Here is a 17,169-nt window from a genome sequence, read left to right on the forward strand (position 1 = left end):
ATTCGCGCGCAAACTAGTTGGCCGGACTTGGCAACAGGCCCGGAAACTCATTCAACGGGGCACTGATTGCCTGCGTCTGGAAGGCCGCGCGGTTGTCAAGCAATCGAGCAAAAAGCTCTTGCAAGTGGGGCTGTCGCGTCGCGGGGTCGGCAAGCTGATTTTGGGTGCGGGTCAGGAACGCCCGAACCCTTGCATCCAGTTCGGACACCGGGTCAGCGTTCCTCAACAAAGACAGAAAATCCTCCTCGGTTTCAGATCGGTTGGGCTCGGCTTCAAGGTTGGCGATCACCGATGTACGCAAGGCTTCAGGCAACTGCGGCAGGGATGGGGCGCTTATCTGTTGCGGCACATGCTTCAGCAACGCGGCGCGCGACTCGGAAAACAGTGGCGTCTCGACATCTATTGCAAGCACGGCAGCAACAAAGGCATCGTCGACAATACCCCGTCGGTTCAGTCGTTCAACGACCCTGCGATCAAATTCGGACGGTTCCGGCCCGAACCACGGGAAAAGGGTGTCGCGCCCCGGCATACAACTGGTTTCTACGCCGCCGTTGATCAGTAACGCTTCGTACTCGTCAACCGACAGCCCCAAATTGCCCGGTGTGAACACGTTGGTGACCAGCCCCAGACCGCCGAACACCGGCAAGTCAATGTCTCGCATCTGAAAGATGTTCACGAAGAAGCTGTCGGGAATATTGAGGCGACCCGTGGCACGTTGCGTAATGCCGCCTTCGTCCAAACCGGACGTGCTGTTGGAACTGCCCAAATTCAATTCGGTGGGATTGAACAGGCTGTCCAGCAGGCCGGGCAGGTTGGACACGGTCGTGGTACCATCTGCCGCCGTGTTGATATGGCTGCGCACTTCGGCATCCGTGAACCGTTGGAGAGAGGATTGAATCGAGACTTCAAGAATTTGTGCGCCGGTCAAACGGTTGCCCAAAAAGCCGGTATTGGCGACTGGCCAACTCTGGCCGCCGGGGAACAAATACAATGCCTCGAAAGTGTTGGGCAGGCTGTGCCAATGATTCCAGGGAAAGGTGAATTCCTTCATGATCGGCCCGCCGTTGACATGACAGCTCAGGCATCCTTGAGACAACTCGCCGGAAGACGCTGTTTTAAGTTCGTTGGAACTGTTGCGGAACCGCCAGCTTCCGCCTTCGAGCTTGTAGTAATTATAAGTACCGTGAGCTGCATCCCATGCCAGAACCTCGATGTCCCCAACGGGACCGTTTGGCGTCATGAAGACCGAGAAAAAGACGTTGTTGTCCAACACAGAACCGCTGGGAGCATGCGTCCCGGTGAATGAGATCACCATCCGCCGGTTGGACGGACCGCATTCGGTCGACAGGGCGCTGCGGCCTATTTGTTCGCCGACCACAAAGCTCTGAAAGTCCGAACGCCCGCCATCCAGAAAGACATTGATGAGCGATGTCAGCGCCAGCGGCTGAGGTGATGCCTGAATGGCGATGTTAAAGAACGGGTCGTCAATCTGATTTAGAATTGCCGCAGGCATAGCCGACGGCGCACTGCCATCGGTTGGCTGATGCAGCAGCTGTTGCGCTTGAACCGGGGTTGCAAGGGCAATGGTGAGGGCTATCGATTTCAGTTGCATCCTCTTCCTCCCTCAATTGATACGCGCGTCGGGTCGCTGTAAATTTTCTTTTCCGGTGCGGGCCCATTCAGGAAGATCGGCGTCGGCAGCGATTGCGACCGTTGCCGCAACAAAAAGCTTGTCCGCTACCTGTGAACCGCTTTCCACCGGATCTCCATCCAGCCGAAGCTCATCCCCGCCGCCGACACGCAAGGTGCCGCGCCGTCCGTTCCGGCTGACAATCCATCGCGGATCGGCGGCGGATTGGTCGTTGATGTCGATCTGGTTGCCGCCAACCGTCCAATTGCCAGAGAGGCGCTGGATAAAGATGCCAATAGGGTCGATCAGCGAAAACGATCGCGCCGCGCGGACTTGCTGTTGGCATGCGGTGCAAATCTGCGGGTCTGATTGCCGCCCTGGCACGCATGCGCCGCCGACATTCGCGCAGACCTCTGAGGCCGGCAAGCCTGCCTTTTCGATCCCACAGAATGCTGCAAGGCCAAACAGAGCAGGGATCGAATTGACGGGCGTTGTCAGCGCCAGAATACCCTTTTGGCCATTGTTCCACGGATTGTCGCGCAAGTGATTGAGAAACAGAATCTCGCGCTGGCGACTGCTCGTACCGGTAAGGTTGCTGCGCCCATAAAGTTCGGCATTTGTCGGGATTGCACCGGGGTTTATGGACTCAATGGCCGTCTTTATCCCCGTGGGCGACACACCGGCAAGAATCCCAAAATATTCCCGAAACTCGGTCGTAAATGTGATCCGGTCCACGGCCCCGGTTGCATCGCGAAAAACAGACCATTCAACGTATTCCTCCTGAAGCGCGCGATTGGCGTCGATCTGAGAGGCGGTGCCCCCAACGCGGATCGGGAAGGCTTTCCAGGGAATGGTCGCTTCCTCGCGATTTGCTTCATCAACATCAAGAAGGGCGTCGATCCATGTAAACGCGCTGTCAGGTTGCTTGGCCGCGTCGCGATAAGCGGCCTCGAGCAGACCACGCCATTCGCTGAGTGCGCGAAAACGCGAAAGATGATCGGACCCAGATGGATCAGAATAGTTGAACATAGAAAACTCCGAAAATGCACTGATTGAAACGACATCAGTGTAACACAATCGCAGCGAGATCAGAAATTCGGGCGCCGCACGCGTCTTGGCTTGCCCACCATCAAAGGCGTATTTGGCGGTTGCAACCACCCAGACAGGAAGTTTGCGCAAGGTGGTTCGGTTCAGACGTGCGCAATGGTGTTTTTATTTGCAAGCAATCATTCGTCCGGGACTATGGCTTTGAAAGCCCGATCAAGGCCCGGGTTGATGGGCCAGATTGACCCAAAATGAAACACCGTGTTCGATAGCCTTGTCATTGAAGTCGTATTCCGGGTTGTGAAGCGGCATGGACGCCGATCCGTCCGTCCCGTTGCCCATCAGGACAAACGCCCCGGGACGATGGGACAGAAATTCGGCGAAATCCTCGGAAAAACCGACCCGTCCAAATCCATCATTCACCGAACCGACTTCGCGTGCCGCATTTGCCACAACGCCAGTGGCCCACTCATCGTTCATAAGCGGCTGGAAAGAAGTGGAGTAATCGACCTGAGCCCGCGCCCCGTACGCGACACATGTCCCGTCGACGATGGCGCGCATCCGCCTTTCGATCATGTTTGAGACGGCAGCAGAAAACCCGCGACAATCCCCGCGCAAGGTTACATTGCTGGGCAGAACATTGCGTGCTCCATCAGTGACGAATTCGGTCACCGACACCACGGCATGTTCGCTTGCGGGCATGGTACGCGAAACGATGGACTGCAGTTGCGTTACAATCGCTGAGCCGACCACGATAGGGTCTATCCCTTTGTCCGGTTCCGAAGCATGGCCACCTTTTCCCTTGATCCTGATCTCGAAATTGTCTTCGAAGGCGCAGAAGGGGCCGGGTTGTGTTGCGAAGTGGCCAAGTTTCATACCCGGCAAGTTGTGCAGGCCGTAAATCGCGGACATCGGAAAACGGTCGAAAAGACCGTCCGAGATCATGGCTGCGGCGCCGTTGCCGTTTTCTTCATCCGGTTGAAACACGAAATGCACGGTCCGCTTTAGGGCCGGATCTGCGGACAGGCGCAAGGCAGCGCCCATCAGCATGGTGCTATGCCCGTCATGGCCACATCCGTGGAACTTGCCCGCGACAGTCGAACGATGCGCAAAGGAATTGGCTTCTTCAATTGGCAGCGCATCCATGTCGGCGCGAAAACCGATTGCAGTCTCATCCGGGCCTCGCCGAAGGGTGGCGACAAGGCCGGACTGCCCGACGCCCCGCGTAACCTCCAACCCTGCGTGTTCCAAACGCTCGGCAATCAGGTGCGGCGTACGCTCAAGGTCAAACCCAGTCTCTGGGTGGGCGTGCAGATCGCGGCGGAAACGGGTTAGGTCAAGCATCCGAAACGCTCCCTTCTGACAAAATGATCAAAGGCCGGGCGGCGTCTTGCCTCAGACACGCGGAAAGGCCAGCCGCCCCGGATGGCGTGGTCAGGAACCCTGTGGCTCGGGCCGTTTCCACCGCCTCGGATGCTTGTTCATCGCTTACGGTAACCCATTCGTCTGCACATGACATCAATATGTTCAGCGCCAGCATGGACGGGGTTTTGCAATCCAATCGACCCATGGTTGAGGTCGGTCCTTCGACAGTGACAATCCGGCCTGCAATTGCACTTTCGCGAAGGCAGGGCGCGGCAACTGGCTCGACGACGATGATTTTTGGCTGTTCGGCCCAAGTTGAGCGGATCATATGAGCGATCGCGGCAGCCAAACCACCGACACCAGCCTGCAAATAGACATGACTCGGCCAGTTCCCATTCCTTGCGAACGACCTACGCATTTCTTCTGCGATGACGGTATAGCCTTCCATCACCAGTCGTGGCGGTTCCGTGTATCCGGGCCAAGAGCCATCGGCGAGGTGAATTGCACCTGTTGCTTCGCAATCCGAAACAGCTGCGTTGACGCTTGCTTCGTAATTGTTGCCAGAACGCACAACTTCGGCACCTTTGTCGCGCAGGCGTATCGCAAAGTCCTCGGGCACCGTTTGGGCCAAATGGATTCTTGCGCGTGCACCGAATACTCGTGCACCTGTCGCCACGGCCAACCCGTGATTGCCCGCGCTTGCGCAAACAAAGACCATATCGGAAGCAATTGCTCGACACGGCGCATCAAGAAGTTCCTGCGGGGCAATGGGATAGCCCAAGCGCGCTTCGATGAGCTTTGCGACCGCATAGACCCCGCCGAGCGCCTTGAACGCGCCAAGACCCATACGTTTTGTTTCGTCCTTGATCAGAATTGATCGCCCATCCAACTGGCAGGTGGTCAGCGGACTGGGGTTGTAAGCCGGACAGGCAGCAAGCAGTGCAAGGGGCTGAGTTACGTCGAGTGTGATTGCTTTTTTCATGTCTGCCAGTATACCCGCGCAGCCCGATTGAATTTGCTCACATTATGCTAAAATACGAGAAGGATTCTCGAAATGAGCGCGAAAATGACCGTAAAACTCGATGCGCCTGATCGGCATCTGCTGAATTTGGTTCAGTCAAATGCGCGGATGGGGCTTGAGGCGCTGGCCGCCGAAACAGGTTTGTCCGTCGCCTCTGTTCAGCGCCGCCTCAGGGCGCTTCGCGACTCGGGTGCTATTCTGTCGGAAGTCGCCATCCTTGACCCCAAAAAGGTCGGCGTTGCCATGAGCTTTGTTGTCATGGTCGAACTCGAACGCGAACGACAGGATCAGATCGACGCGTTTTCGCGTCAGGTTCAATCAGAGCCGAGGGTTCAGCAATGCTACTACGTGACAGGAGAGGCGGACTTCTGCCTGATCTGCACCGCACGAGATATGGAGGACTTTGAAGAACTGACCAAGCGCCTGTTTTTTGATAATCCCAATGTACGGCGTTTCAGAACCTCGGTTGTGATGGGGCGCAAGAAGGTCGGATTGGGCCTTCAGGTTAAGGAAGATGTCTAAGACTGTATGGGGTTCAAGATGTAAACACCAATTTGAGCGCTAAGGAAAAAGAACCCCTGTTTGTTTTACTGCGCAACCCAACGTGGCTTAGGCTTTAGTGGCATCGGATTATCCGTATATACAAATTGAATTTCCTGATTGTATGCTTTGATGACACGCTCAAGCCCGTCACAGGAGGTGGTCCTTGCTCAACATGACGATCCCAATACCGCTGATTTTTGCCGCGATACTTCCCGCAGTTCTGGATCGGTGCGCGGGCTCTGACACAAGCATGGCGCTGGGCGTTCTTGCCCGTGATCGTGTGGCGTTGACCGCTACGGCCAACGAAATCATCGTCGATTTGCCGGTGGCGGAGGGAACCGTGGTCAAGGCCGGCGACACGTTGGTCCAGCTCGACAACACTTTGCAGACCTCGAAACTGGCGCTGGCGCAGGCTGAACTTGAAAAGGCGCAGGCCACGCTTTTGAAGCTGCAAGTCGGCCCGCGCGAGGAAGAGATTGCGATTGCGAAGGCAAAAGTGGCCGGTGCCGTCGCTCGGCTGGCGGATGCAGAGGCGATTTATGACCGAAACGTCCGGCTGGTTGAAAACTCCGTCGTGACCGAAGCACAGGTCGCGAATGATCTGGCATTGCGGGACTCTGCGCGGGCGGAACTGACCAGTGCGCGAGAGTCGCTAAAGGAACTGCAAAACGGAACCCGACCGGAAGATTTGGCCGTAGCCGAAGCCAACGTGCGCGCGGCAGAGGCTCTGGTCGTTGCCGAACAGACCGTATTGGATGACCTGACCGTTGTCGCAACGCGCGACGGAGTACTGGATTCGCTGCCGTGGAACCTCGGTGAACGAGTTGCGTCGGGCAGTCCCGTTGCGGTGTTGGTGACCGGGCAAGTCCCCTATGCCCGCGTTTATGTGCCGGAGCCGCATCGCGTTAACCTGAAACCGGGCGACACGCTTGAAGTGCGCATTGATGGGCTTGAGAACCCGCAAGAAGGCGTTGTTCGATGGATCAGCGACGACGCCTCGTTCACGCCCTATTACGGTTTGAACAAGGATGATCGGACACGTTTGGTCTATCTGGCCGAAATTGACTTGCCCGCCGCGTCACCGGATTTGCCTGCCGGGGTGCCGGTGCAGGTCCAAATGCCATGAGTGACGTTGTTGTCTCGACGCAGGGTCTGACCCGGCGGTTCGGGGAAAACATCGCAGTCGACAATCTGGATCTGGAGATCAGAATGGGCCAGATCTACGGATTTCTCGGCCCCAATGGCTGCGGCAAGACGACGACCATGCGCATGTTGACCGGTTTGCTGACCCCCAGCAGCGGATCGATCTCGGTACTGGGGCAATCCATGCCCGAAGCCGCAGAGCCACTGAAGAACGAAATCGGGTACATGACCCAGATTTTTTCCTATTACCGCGACCTGACGGTGATGGAAAACCTCAGGTTTGCGGCGGAAATCTACGGCATCCCACCGAAGGCGGCCGCTACACGGATCGACGAACTGCTGCAAACCTATGACCTGACAACAAACGTCAACCAATTGAGCGGCAGCATGAGCGGTGGTCAGCGGCAAAAACTGGCCCTCGCCGCAACTGTTATGCATCGCCCGAAACTGCTGTTTCTGGACGAACCGACCTCTGCCGTAGACCCCGAAACGCGCCGGACCTTTTGGGAGCAGTTGTTCGATCTGGTCGATCAGGGCGCGACCATGATCGTCTCGACCCATTTCATGGACGAGGCCGAGCGCTGTCACCGATTGGCCATTTTGCAGCACGGCGTCAAAAAGGCGGATGGATCACCGCGCCAATTGATGGACGATCTGCAGGCCGATGTCATCGAAGTGGAAGGCCCGGACCTGCGAACGGTCAAGCACGAGCTGGATGGAAAGCCCAAGATACTATCAACGGCTCAGGTCGGGTCGCGGCTGCGCGTTCTGGTTGACAAGTCCGAATCTCAGCCTGTGGACATGGTGCGCCATCAACTCGACGCGTTTCCCGATCTGTCCCTGACACCGCAGCGGCCAAACCTCGAAGACGTGTTCGTCAGCGCAACCCGAGGGCCCGAGACATGATTTCACCGCGCCGCGTTGCTGCTGTCCTGAAGAAAGAGCTGTTACAACTGCGGCGGGACAAGATGACCTTTGCAATGGTGATCATGATCCCGCTGATCCAGTTGTTGTTGTTTGGTTATGCGATCAATACAAACCTGCGTCACGTGCCTGTCGCGCTTGTGGACCAGTCCAGAACCGAGTTGTCGCGGACGCTCGGCCAGTTGGTTCAGGCCACGCAGGTTGTGACGGTGGTGGAGGAGCTTACGACACCGCAGGAGGCGGAACGCGCAATCACGGAATCCCGCGTGCGCGCCGCACTGATCATACCGCCGGATGTCGCGGATCGTCTTGCGCGCAGCCCTTCTGTCGGGTTGGGATTGCCCGACGCAACAAATCAGACCAGCAGCAGACCGGTGGCCCATTGGATCGTTGATGGCTCGGACACGATGGTGGCCAGCGCGATCAAATCGCTGCGCACCATGCCGCTGACCGAATTGTTGAAACTACCGCCAAATCGGCAGGTTCCAACTTTTGAGGTGACGCTCTACTTCAACCCGGAACAGCGATCGGCGGTCAATATCGTGCCGGGTCTCGTGGGGGTTATCCTGACCATGACGATGATCCTGTTCACCTCGGCCGCCATCGTTCGGGAACGCGAACGGGGCAATATGGAGATGCTGATCAACACGCCCATCAAGTCTATTGAGTTGATGGTCGGGAAGATCATTCCTTACATCTTTCTGGGCCTCATCCAGGTCGCCATCATTCTCGGCCTAGGGCACGTTCTGTTTGACGTTCCGATAAACGGAGGCTTGGGAACGCTGTTGGTGGTGACGCTGTTGTTCATTATCGCCAGCCTGTCGCTGGGGTTGGTGATTTCAACACTTGCGCAGAACCAGTTGCAGTCGATGCAGATGACCATTTTCATCTTGTTGCCGTCGATCCTGATGTCGGGGTTCATGTTCCCGTTTGACGGTATGCCGCAGCCGGTTCAGATCATCGCGCAGGTTCTGCCCGCCACCCATTTCATGGACATGATCCGGGGCGTGGTCCTGCGCGACGCGTCGCTTTATGAACTACGCTGGGAAATCCTGTGGATGATTGGCTTTGCCGCCCTCGGATTGCTGGCCGCAACGCTGAGGTTCAAGAAGCGCTTGGGGTAAGCGCTTCGCGGTCATTTGCCCCGAATGCCAATCATGATGTGCCAGGGGCAGCATTCGCCCGCTTGAACATTGATGGCGGCGGGCGTCGATGCAGGAAAACAGAGCGCGGAAAGCCAATTGCGCAGCAGTCAGACGTGGTCGAAAGCGGCCCCCACCTTCGCGAGTTCGGGAGAATGGTTAACCTGAAAGCAACATTTATGTGAACGCTGCATTTCGGTCTCTTTTCTGCCCCTTTTTTCGTTGATACACAGAAAATGTTAAAGGTGGGATGTTTAACAGTGCAGGCGGATGGATGAGAACCGGTGAAAACGGTCGCATAGCAGTTTACTGGACCCAAACCGAACTGGATGGGCTAGAATCGGCATCTTTGGCCGACCTGTCCGTTGGGTCGTCATGGTCCTGGAGAGGACCTTCTGTCGACATAGCAACCGAAGGTCGGGCGGGTCTGAACACCCAAATCGTCAAAGATCAAATGCGGGCAGTTCCGCTTGGTATGGCCGCAAGATTGGCTGATGGTGACGCAGAGGTTTTTGCGACACTTGAACTTTCGAACGGCGCACAGCGATTTGTAGCGGATTTGGTGCGTGTCGACGGCGACGCGCGTGCGGTGATGGTTTTCGAACACGGATGCCCGCAGCGTGAGCTGGAGTTCTGGGTCAGTTCCGTCAGTTTTGCCGCGCGTGCTGCAGGCAACCTTAAAACCGATGAAACCGTTGTGGCGTTTCCTTCTGTTGCAACAGCGACCGGGACCGCCGCAGTCAGACGCGCTCGGATTGCCGGGGTCGCCGCTGAGTAGGCTTTGGCCCGATAATTCCCCGAAGCGGGGGTATTGCCAGCTGTGTTCTTTCTCATATTGACTCTGGTGGCCGCGCGGATATAAGCGCGGCTTCATTGGTGTTGGTGGCCCCCGCAAGGGGATGCCTGTCATGGGGAAACCCAAGAGGACAACGCCCTTTATAACCGGGCACAACGCCTGGTCCAAACCGGAACCATACGGTCCGAGCGGAGACGCGATTTCGGGCCGAAAAGTGGGAACCGGTTTTCGGATCAAGCCGAAATGCCACAATAAAGGAGATCAGCCGTGACCAAACGCACGTCTGCCAAGTACAAAATCGACCGCCGGATGGGCGAGAACATCTGGGGTCGTCCGAAATCCCCGGTCAACCGTCGCGAATACGGCCCCGGCCAGCACGGCCAGCGCCGCAAGGGCAAACTGTCGGACTTCGGTCTGCAGCTGCGCGCCAAGCAAAAGCTGAAAGGCTACTATGGCGACCTGACCGAGAAGCAGTTTCGCCGCATCTACGCCGAAGCCGAGCGTGTCAAAGGCGACACCGGTGAAAACCTGATCGGCCTGTTGGAGCGCCGCCTGGACGCTGTTGTTTACCGCGCCAAGTTCGTGTCGACCGTGTTTGCCGCGCGTCAGTTCGTGAACCACGGCCACGTCAAAGTGAACGGCAAGCGGGTCAACATCCCCAGCTACCGTGTCAAGGAAGGCGACGTCATCGAAGTACGGGACAAGTCCAAGCAACTGGCCGTTGTTCTGGAAGCTGTTGGCCTGGCCGAGCGTGATGTGCCTGACTACATCGACGCCGACCATTCTAAAATGACCGCGACCTTCGTTCGCGCGCCGGGCCTGAGCGATGTGCCTTACCCGGTCATGATGGAACCGAACCTGGTTGTTGAATTCTACGCGAAGAACTAATCTTCGCCGATAGTCTGAACATTAAGTGCCGCGCATTCTGCGCGGTCTTTTTTGTTTGCTGGGGCTCTGCCCCCGCCGCTGTGCGGCGTCCCCGGGATATTTTGGGCCAGATGAAGATTCGGATCAAAGAGGGAGCGGTCGCCCCTCGGCAATAGCCTCCATCGCGAAGTAAGAGGTCACGCTGTCCAACTCGACCTTCTCGATCAGCCGTTGGTAGACTTTGTCGTAGGACGCCATATCCTGCGTCACAACCTTCAACTGATAGTCGTAGTCGCCGCCGATCCGATGGAAATCGACGACTTCGGGGATCGTCAAAACATGGCTGCGAAACGCCTGAAGCCATTCGGTTGAGTGATGCCGCGTGCGGAGCATCACAAAAACCACGAGGCTGAGGCCGAGTTTTTCCCGCGCGATCCGTGCGGTCGACCCGCTAAGCACGCCGTTGTCCGTCAACGCCTTCAATCGTCGCCAACACGCATTCTGAGACAATCCAACGCGATCGGCGAGTTCCCGTTGGGAAAGCGTTGCGTTCGTTTGCAGCTCTTTCAGGATGCGCGTATCAATTTGATCTATTTTTTGCCTCATATCTGATCATATGACACAAAAATTCGAAAAATCACCCAAAAAATGGTGATGATTTCGGGATCAAAACCAATCACCTTTGAGGTCACAAGATGGAGCTATCAGAATGACCCTGTCCGAATTTCGCGCAGACTTAGAGGCCGACCCTCGGGTTTCAGAATTGCGGCGCGGGTTGATTGGCGAAAATGTACTGATCCCCGGTTTGTTTGGGGACGTACCACTTGTTTACGCGGATTACGTTGCCTCGGGCCGAGCGTTGCGGCAAGTCGAGGACTATATCGCGCAGCACGTTCTGCCGTTTTATGCAAACAGCCATACCGAGGCCTCATATTGCGGTTCTTACATGACGCGACTGCGCCGGGAGGCGCGTGAAGAGATAGCCCGTATTGTTGGTGCGAGGGGAGAAGACACGGTGATTTTTGCCGGGTCAGGCGCCACTGCGGGGCTCAACCGGCTGGTCAGTTTGATGGGTGTGCAAGAGGCTGACCGGCCGGTTGTATTGATTGGTCCGTACGAGCACCACTCCAACATTCTGCCCTGGCGCGAAAGCAAGGCGACCGTGGTCGAGATACCCGAAGGCGAGGAGGGCGGTCCCGACATGCTCGCGCTTGAGGAAGCGCTGATTGCACACGCAGCATCGGATTTGTTGATCGGTTCGTTTTCAGCGGCGTCCAACGTCACGGGGGTCATTACGGATGCTGATCCGATTACGCGTCTGTTAAAAGCGCACGGGGCGTTGTCGGTTTGGGATTATGCGGGCGGTGGACCGTATCTGCCGATGGATATGGGGCCGGAGGATGCGCGCAAGGATGCAATCGTTGTGTCCCCCCATAAGTTTCCAGGCGGTCCGGGCGCGTCGGGTGTAATGATCGTGAACGGGGCTGCAGTTCACCGAACCTGCCCCAGTTGGCCCGGTGGCGGGACCGTCAAGTTCGTATCCCCGTGGCGGCACGACTACAGTGACGATCTGGCCACGCGCGAAGAAGCAGGAACACCCAACGTTGTCGGTGACATACGCGCCGCGCTGGCATTCATCGTAAAGGACATAGTCGGCACCGAAGAGATCGCACGTCGTGAGGTCAAGTACAATCAGATGGCGATAGACGGATGGGCAAGCAATCCGCATTTGACGTTGTTGGGCGTTGGCAATTCGCATCGATTGCCGATCTTTTCTTTCCTCGTTCGCGACAAGGCGGGGCACCCGGTTCATCAGCAGCTCTTTACCCGTATGCTGAGCGACATTTACGGTATTCAGGCGCGGGGCGGATGCGCCTGCGCCGGCCCGTACGCGCATCGCCTTTTGGACATAGATCGGGAAGCCTCGGACGGGTTGCATGCAGACCTGATGGATGGGCAGGAGATGAAGAAACCTGGCTGGGTGCGTCTGAATTTCTCGTATCTGATGAGCGAGGACACCGTGCAATTCATTATCGACAGCGTTGATGAATTGTCCCGCAGGACCGAAGAATTCACACCGTATTACAATGCCGACCCGGCGACGGCCCGCTTCAAAGCGGCCTGACGGAAATGGCGCTTTTCTCAACGCGTTGAGACAGGTATGAGGGGCTTCAATCAACGGAGCCTCTTATGACGAAAATCACCCCGCAACCCGGCATCATGGACATCGCGCTGTATCAGGGCGGCCAGTCGCATGTGGCGGGGGTCGATAATGTCATCAAGCTGAGCTCGAACGAAAACCCGTTTGGCCCAAGCCCGAAAGCCATTCAGGCGGTCAGTGACAGCGCCGCAAACTTGCATCGTTATCCCAGCACCGATCACGCAAGCTTGCGTTCGGTGATCGGCGAGAAACATGGGCTGGATCCGGCGCGGATCGTTTGCGGCGTCGGCAGCGACGAAGTTCTGCAATTTGTAGCGCAGGCCTATGCCGGGCCCGGGGACGAGGTCATCCACACCGAGCATGGGTTTTCCATGTATCCGATCATCGCCCGGATGGCGGGCGCTACGCCGGTGATGGTCGCCGAAAAGAACCGCCATGTGGATGTCGATGCAATCCTCGCCGCGACAACGGCGCAAACCCGGATCGTATTTGTCACCAACCCCGGCAATCCGACGTCGACGATGATTTCCGACGCGGATCTGACACGTTTGGCGCAGGGTCTTCCACGCTATTGCCTGATGGTGATCGACGGGGCATATGCCGAGTTTGTCGATGGGTTTGATGGTGGCGCCGGTCTGGTTGATCGCTTTCCCAATGTCATCATGACGCGGACCTTTTCCAAGGTCTATGGCCTTGGGGGAATGCGCGTCGGTTGGGGGTATGCCGCGCAGGACATCATCGACGTTCTCAATAGGGTACGTCAGCCATTTAACCTTTCGTTGACGGCCCTTGCCGCGGCAGAAGCCGCCGCACGCGATGAAGAGTTTCTGACCTTCTGCCAAGCAGAAAACGCGCGTTTGCGAGTGTGGCTCGCGGAAGAATTGGCCAAAATCGGCGTGCCTTCGGACCCGTCATTTACGAACTTCATCCTTGCAAGGTTTGCAGATAGGGCAGAGGCCGAAGCCTGCGACGACTTTCTGAAAACGCAGGGTTTGATCGTGCGCCGGGTTGCGGGATACAACCTGCCGAATGCCCTGCGGATCACGGTGGGGGACGAAGAAGCATGCCGCCGCGTGGTTGCGGCCATCACCGCGTTCAAAGGGGGCGCTGCATGAGCCAGATTTACGACCGCGTGGCATTGATCGGTTTGGGACTGATCGCTTCGTCCATGTACTGGGGGATCAAGCGTGCGGGTCTTGCAGGCGAGGTTACTGGCTTTGCGCGATCGGAAGAGACCCGTGCTACTGCTCGCCGAATTGGGTTGTGTGACAGGGTTTGTGACACGGTGCAAGAGGCCGTCGATGGCGCCGATCTGGTCGTGCTTTGCGTGCCTGTCGGTGCGATGGGACCTTTGGCACAGGAGATCGCACCGGTGTTGATGCCCGGCGCGACGGTGTCAGATGTCGGTTCGGTCAAGCGCCATGTGATTGCGGATGTCGGCCCGCACATACCTGAGGGGGTCCATTTCATCCCGGCTCATCCCTTGGCGGGAACCGAGCATTCCGGGCCAGAATCCGGATTTGCCGAACTTTTTGACAACCGCTGGTGTTTGCTGGTGCCGGTCGAAGGTTCGGACCCGGAAGCGACCGCACACCTGCGCGCTTTGTGGGAGGGTTTGGGATCAAAGGTTGATGAGATGGACGCGGACCATCATGACCTGGTTCTGGCCGTGACGTCACATGCGCCGCATTTGATCGCCTATACGATGGTTGGTGTCGCGGATGACCTGCGCCGCGTGACCGATACCGAGGTCATCCAATACTCTGCGGCGGGTTTTCGTGATTTCACCCGCATTGCTGCCTCGGATCCGACGATGTGGCGGGATGTGTTCTTGACCAACAAGGACGCGACGCTTGAAATTCTGGGCCGGTTCACAGAGGAGCTGTTCGCGTTGCAGCGCGCGATCCGAACAGGTGACGGCGAACAGCTTTTCGACTATTTCACCCGCACACGGGCCATTCGGCGCGGAATTATCGACGCGGGGCAGGACACGGACGCTCCGGATTTCGGACGAGGGAAGGCATAGGAATGAGGGGTTGGCTGGGCACATTCGCGTTTTTTTGCGTCATCTTGATGTCCCTGCCTGCGTCCGCTGCCTCGCCCGAGACGTCTTTGTTTCCCGTGCCCAGACCTGTTGAATCTGCGAGCGTCATCCCTGCATCCGCGACCGCGACCGTATTGCCAGCGGCAATCACAAAGATGCGCCCGCAATTGCGACCTGCCTCGCCACAAGAGGTGGCGGTGGCCGCAAGGTCTGTGGATCTGCCAACGTTGGGACCGGACATATCCTTGAAGCCCTTTCTGCGCCCAAAGTCGCTGGAGCAGGAGGTTCTGTTCAAAAAACGCAAACTGCGCAAAAGCTCGGTCTGCGGCGATATCGCCATTCAGGGCAAACCGGTTGGCAAGGTGAGCAGCAAGGTGAAAGCCTGCGGTATCAAGGACGCGGTACAGATCACGTCGGTTTCTGGCGTCGTGCTCAGCCGACCGTCGACGATGGATTGCGGAACGGCAATCGCCCTGAACAAATGGGTGGAAAAATCGGTCAAGCCCACGTTCAAGCGTCGCGGGCCGGTGGTCGAATTGCAGGTCGCCGCCCACTACGCGTGCCGGACCCGAAACAACCGAAAAGGCGCGCGTATTTCTGAACATGGCAAGGGCCGCGCCATTGATATATCTGCGTTCAAAATGGCGGACGGAGAGGTCGTGACCGTGCTAAGCGGGTGGCGTAAGAATCCATCGCAAACGCAACTGAAGAAAGTCTGGCGCGGCGCATGTGGACCGTTTGGAACGGTTTTGGGGCCAAACTCGGACCGCTATCATCGCGATCATTTCCACCTGGACACGGCCCGCCACCGCAGCGGACCATATTGTCGCTAACGCAGGATCAATCGGGGCGCAGGTCCAAGCGGAAGTGGGCCGAGCGCGACAAACCCGTCTCGGAAGTTCAATTGCAGATCCAATGCGTTTGGGTTGCCGCCTAAGCCAGCAAGGAAATTCAACGCCCGTGTTACGGGGTCGACCGCTTGATCCGGCAGCGCTCCTGCGGCATTGGCCATTGCAATCATGTCGCGCCAGTTCTCGGCCTTGATCGCGATCTCGCCGGTTGGAATACCCTGTTCGTCGACGTCCAGATCACCTGCCGCAAAAAGGCGCAGCTCACCCCATTTCATCTCAGCAAGGTTCAACTCGACGCTCGTTGGTTGCGGTCTGCCTTGTTCCAGCGCGCTTCGGTCCCACGGTTTGTCGAACGCGACTGTCATGTCCAGTTCCAGCGTCTCGAACGCTTGCGGCAGGGTGGTCGCCGATCGCATGAGTGCACGCAGATCGTCACCGGGTGTAAACCCGTCGATGCGCGCCGAGATATGGTAGACCTCGGGATCGGAGGTTTGCTCCATGATCATACCAAGATTTTCGCCGGCAGCCTGAGCGGTATCGTCCTCTGACACCGACCAAGGGCCCGAGGTCAGAGCCATTTTCTCAAGTACAAGTGCGACGCCCGGTTGCAGTTGCAACTCTGCCTGCATTCGGTCCGCCATGACCGTAGCGGTCTGGTCGAAATACGACAGACGCTGCGATGTATCTGCAAACCGCAAGACCTGCTGCCCGGGCCAGATTGCGGGGCTTTGAAACTCGATCCAATCCGCGCTCCAGGCTGTACCGTTGACCGGGTCGGCCAAGGCCGGGTTTATCAACCGGGTTATGTGGTGCGTCGGATACCCGGCTGTCTCGACCTCCGAGAAGTCGGCTTGCCAGCCCAGCTGTTGCTGATTGTTGAACCATCCGGTCAATGCGGTGCGCAGCCCATAACCGGCGATGAACCAATAGGCGCTCCACGCAATCGCGATGAAAATCAATACCCGTATCAGACGGCGCATGAGGAATGGCCCTTTTTCCTGCTCTTGAATTGATGTTTATAGGCGCAAACAGGCAAGGACCAGTGCAATGACGATGTGGGTATTCGGATACGGATCGCTGCTGTGGAATCCGGGCTTTCCGGTGGCGCGCAGCGAACATGCGACACTGCACGGGTATGCAAGGTCTTTCTGCATGAGCTCGATCCACCATCGCGGCACGGAAGAGAACCCCGGACTGGTGCTGGCATTGGATGAACAGGCTGACGCGCAATGCACTGGTCTGGCATTGGCGGTCGAGGCCGGTCACGAAGACCGAACGCTGGATGAACTGCGCGAACGCGAGTTGATTTCTTCCGCTTATCTGGAGCGGACGCTGGACGTGAATTTGAACTCCGGCGAAGTCGTGAACGCCGTGACCTACGTGATAGATCCTCATCACGTCCAGTATTGCGGTGGCATGCCGTTGGAGGAACAGGCGCAGATCATCGCCCACGCGGTTGGCGGGCGCGGTCCGAATACCGAGTACCTGTACAATACCGCCGAACATCTGACCGAGATCGGGCTGCACGATCCGGACCTTGAGTGGTTGTCGCAACGGGTGCGCACAATTACCGCATAAACCCTTGGCGTCATCGCGGCGTTTTCGCTAGGTTTGGCGCAAAGCAGGCAAAAACCGGGA

Annotated in this window: 17 protein-coding genes; 11 read left to right on the forward strand and 6 right to left on the reverse strand. The window is 57.5% G+C overall.

Annotated features, from left to right (window positions below):
• Positions 1 to 13: 13 nt before the first annotated feature.
• The 4 genes from RA28_RS03490 to RA28_RS03505 all read right to left on the reverse strand — a co-directional run bounded on the left by RA28_RS03490 (position 14) and on the right by RA28_RS03505 (position 5,021).
• Positions 14 to 1,612 carry a hypothetical protein gene (locus RA28_RS03490; RefSeq protein ID WP_039523771.1) on the reverse strand — a complete coding sequence of 533 codons (1,599 nt, stop codon included), beginning with the start codon at positions 1,610 to 1,612 and terminating at the stop codon, positions 14 to 16.
• A gap of 12 nt (positions 1,613 to 1,624) precedes the next feature.
• Positions 1,625 to 2,809 carry a hypothetical protein gene (locus RA28_RS03495; protein WP_052261259.1) on the reverse strand — a complete coding sequence of 395 codons (1,185 nt, stop codon included), beginning with the start codon at positions 2,807 to 2,809 and terminating at the stop codon, positions 1,625 to 1,627.
• 81 nt (positions 2,810 to 2,890) lie between these two features.
• A complete protein-coding gene (locus RA28_RS03500) occupies positions 2,891 to 4,018 on the reverse strand; it encodes an amidohydrolase (protein ID WP_039523772.1) in 1,128 nt (375 codons plus the stop codon).
• Positions 4,011 to 5,021 (reverse strand): pyridoxal-phosphate dependent enzyme, encoded by a 1,011-nt coding sequence (locus RA28_RS03505; protein WP_039523773.1) that lies wholly within the window; start codon positions 5,019 to 5,021, stop codon positions 4,011 to 4,013. Before RA28_RS03505 ends, RA28_RS03500 begins: the two co-directional genes overlap by 8 nt.
• A 72-nt stretch (positions 5,022 to 5,093) precedes the next feature.
• On the opposite strand from RA28_RS03505, the gene RA28_RS03510 reads away from it, so the two are divergent.
• From RA28_RS03510 to rpsD, 6 genes are all read left to right on the forward strand, one after another.
• The gene (locus RA28_RS03510; protein WP_342585413.1) at positions 5,094 to 5,582 is read left to right on the forward strand and encodes an Lrp/AsnC family transcriptional regulator; all 489 of its coding nucleotides are present in this window, start codon (positions 5,094 to 5,096) and stop codon (positions 5,580 to 5,582) included.
• A 193-nt stretch (positions 5,583 to 5,775) separates the two neighbouring features.
• Positions 5,776 to 6,729: an HlyD family secretion protein gene (locus RA28_RS03515; protein WP_039525682.1), complete on the forward strand. Its 954-nt coding sequence runs from the start codon at positions 5,776 to 5,778 to the stop codon at positions 6,727 to 6,729.
• Positions 6,726 to 7,652, forward strand: a complete 927-nt coding sequence (locus tag RA28_RS03520; protein WP_039523774.1) for an ABC transporter ATP-binding protein — start codon at positions 6,726 to 6,728, stop codon at positions 7,650 to 7,652. Before RA28_RS03515 ends, RA28_RS03520 begins: the two co-directional genes overlap by 4 nt.
• Positions 7,649 to 8,794, forward strand: coding sequence for an ABC transporter permease (locus RA28_RS03525; protein WP_039523775.1), 1,146 nt, complete (start codon positions 7,649 to 7,651; stop codon positions 8,792 to 8,794). The genes RA28_RS03520 and RA28_RS03525 overlap by 4 nt, the downstream gene beginning before the upstream one ends.
• Before the next feature lie 292 nt (positions 8,795 to 9,086).
• Positions 9,087 to 9,590, forward strand: coding sequence for a hypothetical protein (locus RA28_RS03530; protein ID WP_152612001.1), 504 nt, complete (start codon positions 9,087 to 9,089; stop codon positions 9,588 to 9,590).
• A 285-nt stretch (positions 9,591 to 9,875) separates the two neighbouring features.
• Entirely contained in the window at positions 9,876 to 10,496 is a 621-nt protein-coding gene (rpsD, locus tag RA28_RS03535; protein ID WP_039523776.1) for a 30S ribosomal protein S4, read from the forward strand.
• A gap of 123 nt (positions 10,497 to 10,619) precedes the next feature.
• Here the strand turns inward: rpsD and RA28_RS03540 are convergent, their stop codons facing one another.
• Complete coding sequence (locus RA28_RS03540) at positions 10,620 to 11,081, reverse strand: Lrp/AsnC family transcriptional regulator (protein ID WP_039523778.1); 462 nt, start codon at positions 11,079 to 11,081, stop codon at positions 10,620 to 10,622.
• Positions 11,082 to 11,184: 103 nt separating this feature from the next.
• Here RA28_RS03540 and RA28_RS03545 point away from each other — a divergent pair, with 103 nt between their 5' ends.
• From RA28_RS03545 to RA28_RS03560, 4 genes are all read left to right on the forward strand, one after another.
• The gene (locus RA28_RS03545) at positions 11,185 to 12,600 is read left to right on the forward strand and encodes an aminotransferase class V-fold PLP-dependent enzyme (protein ID WP_039523780.1); all 1,416 of its coding nucleotides are present in this window, start codon (positions 11,185 to 11,187) and stop codon (positions 12,598 to 12,600) included.
• Between the two features lie 65 nt (positions 12,601 to 12,665).
• A complete protein-coding gene (gene hisC / locus RA28_RS03550) occupies positions 12,666 to 13,751 on the forward strand; it encodes a histidinol-phosphate transaminase (RefSeq protein ID WP_039523785.1) in 1,086 nt (361 codons plus the stop codon).
• Positions 13,748 to 14,662, forward strand: coding sequence for a prephenate/arogenate dehydrogenase family protein (locus RA28_RS03555; protein WP_039523786.1), 915 nt, complete (start codon positions 13,748 to 13,750; stop codon positions 14,660 to 14,662). Before hisC ends, RA28_RS03555 begins: the two co-directional genes overlap by 4 nt.
• A gap of 47 nt (positions 14,663 to 14,709) precedes the next feature.
• On the forward strand, positions 14,710 to 15,513 hold the full coding sequence (locus RA28_RS03560) for an extensin-like domain-containing protein (RefSeq protein ID WP_241481056.1): 804 nt from the start codon (positions 14,710 to 14,712) through the stop codon (positions 15,511 to 15,513).
• On the opposite strand, the gene RA28_RS03565 is transcribed toward RA28_RS03560, so the two are convergent.
• Positions 15,510 to 16,511, reverse strand: coding sequence for a DUF2125 domain-containing protein (locus RA28_RS03565; RefSeq protein ID WP_039523790.1), 1,002 nt, complete (start codon positions 16,509 to 16,511; stop codon positions 15,510 to 15,512). The two genes, RA28_RS03560 and RA28_RS03565, sit on opposite strands and share 4 nt — an antisense overlap.
• A 67-nt stretch (positions 16,512 to 16,578) precedes the next feature.
• Between RA28_RS03565 and RA28_RS03570 the strand changes: the two genes are divergently transcribed.
• Positions 16,579 to 17,109 carry a gamma-glutamylcyclotransferase gene (locus tag RA28_RS03570; RefSeq protein ID WP_039523791.1) on the forward strand — a complete coding sequence of 177 codons (531 nt, stop codon included), beginning with the start codon at positions 16,579 to 16,581 and terminating at the stop codon, positions 17,107 to 17,109.
• Positions 17,110 to 17,169 lie beyond the last annotated feature (60 nt).

Origin of the sequence: Ruegeria sp. ANG-S4, from assembly GCF_000814005.1 — a bacterium.
Classification (GTDB): domain Bacteria; phylum Pseudomonadota; class Alphaproteobacteria; order Rhodobacterales; family Rhodobacteraceae; genus Ruegeria.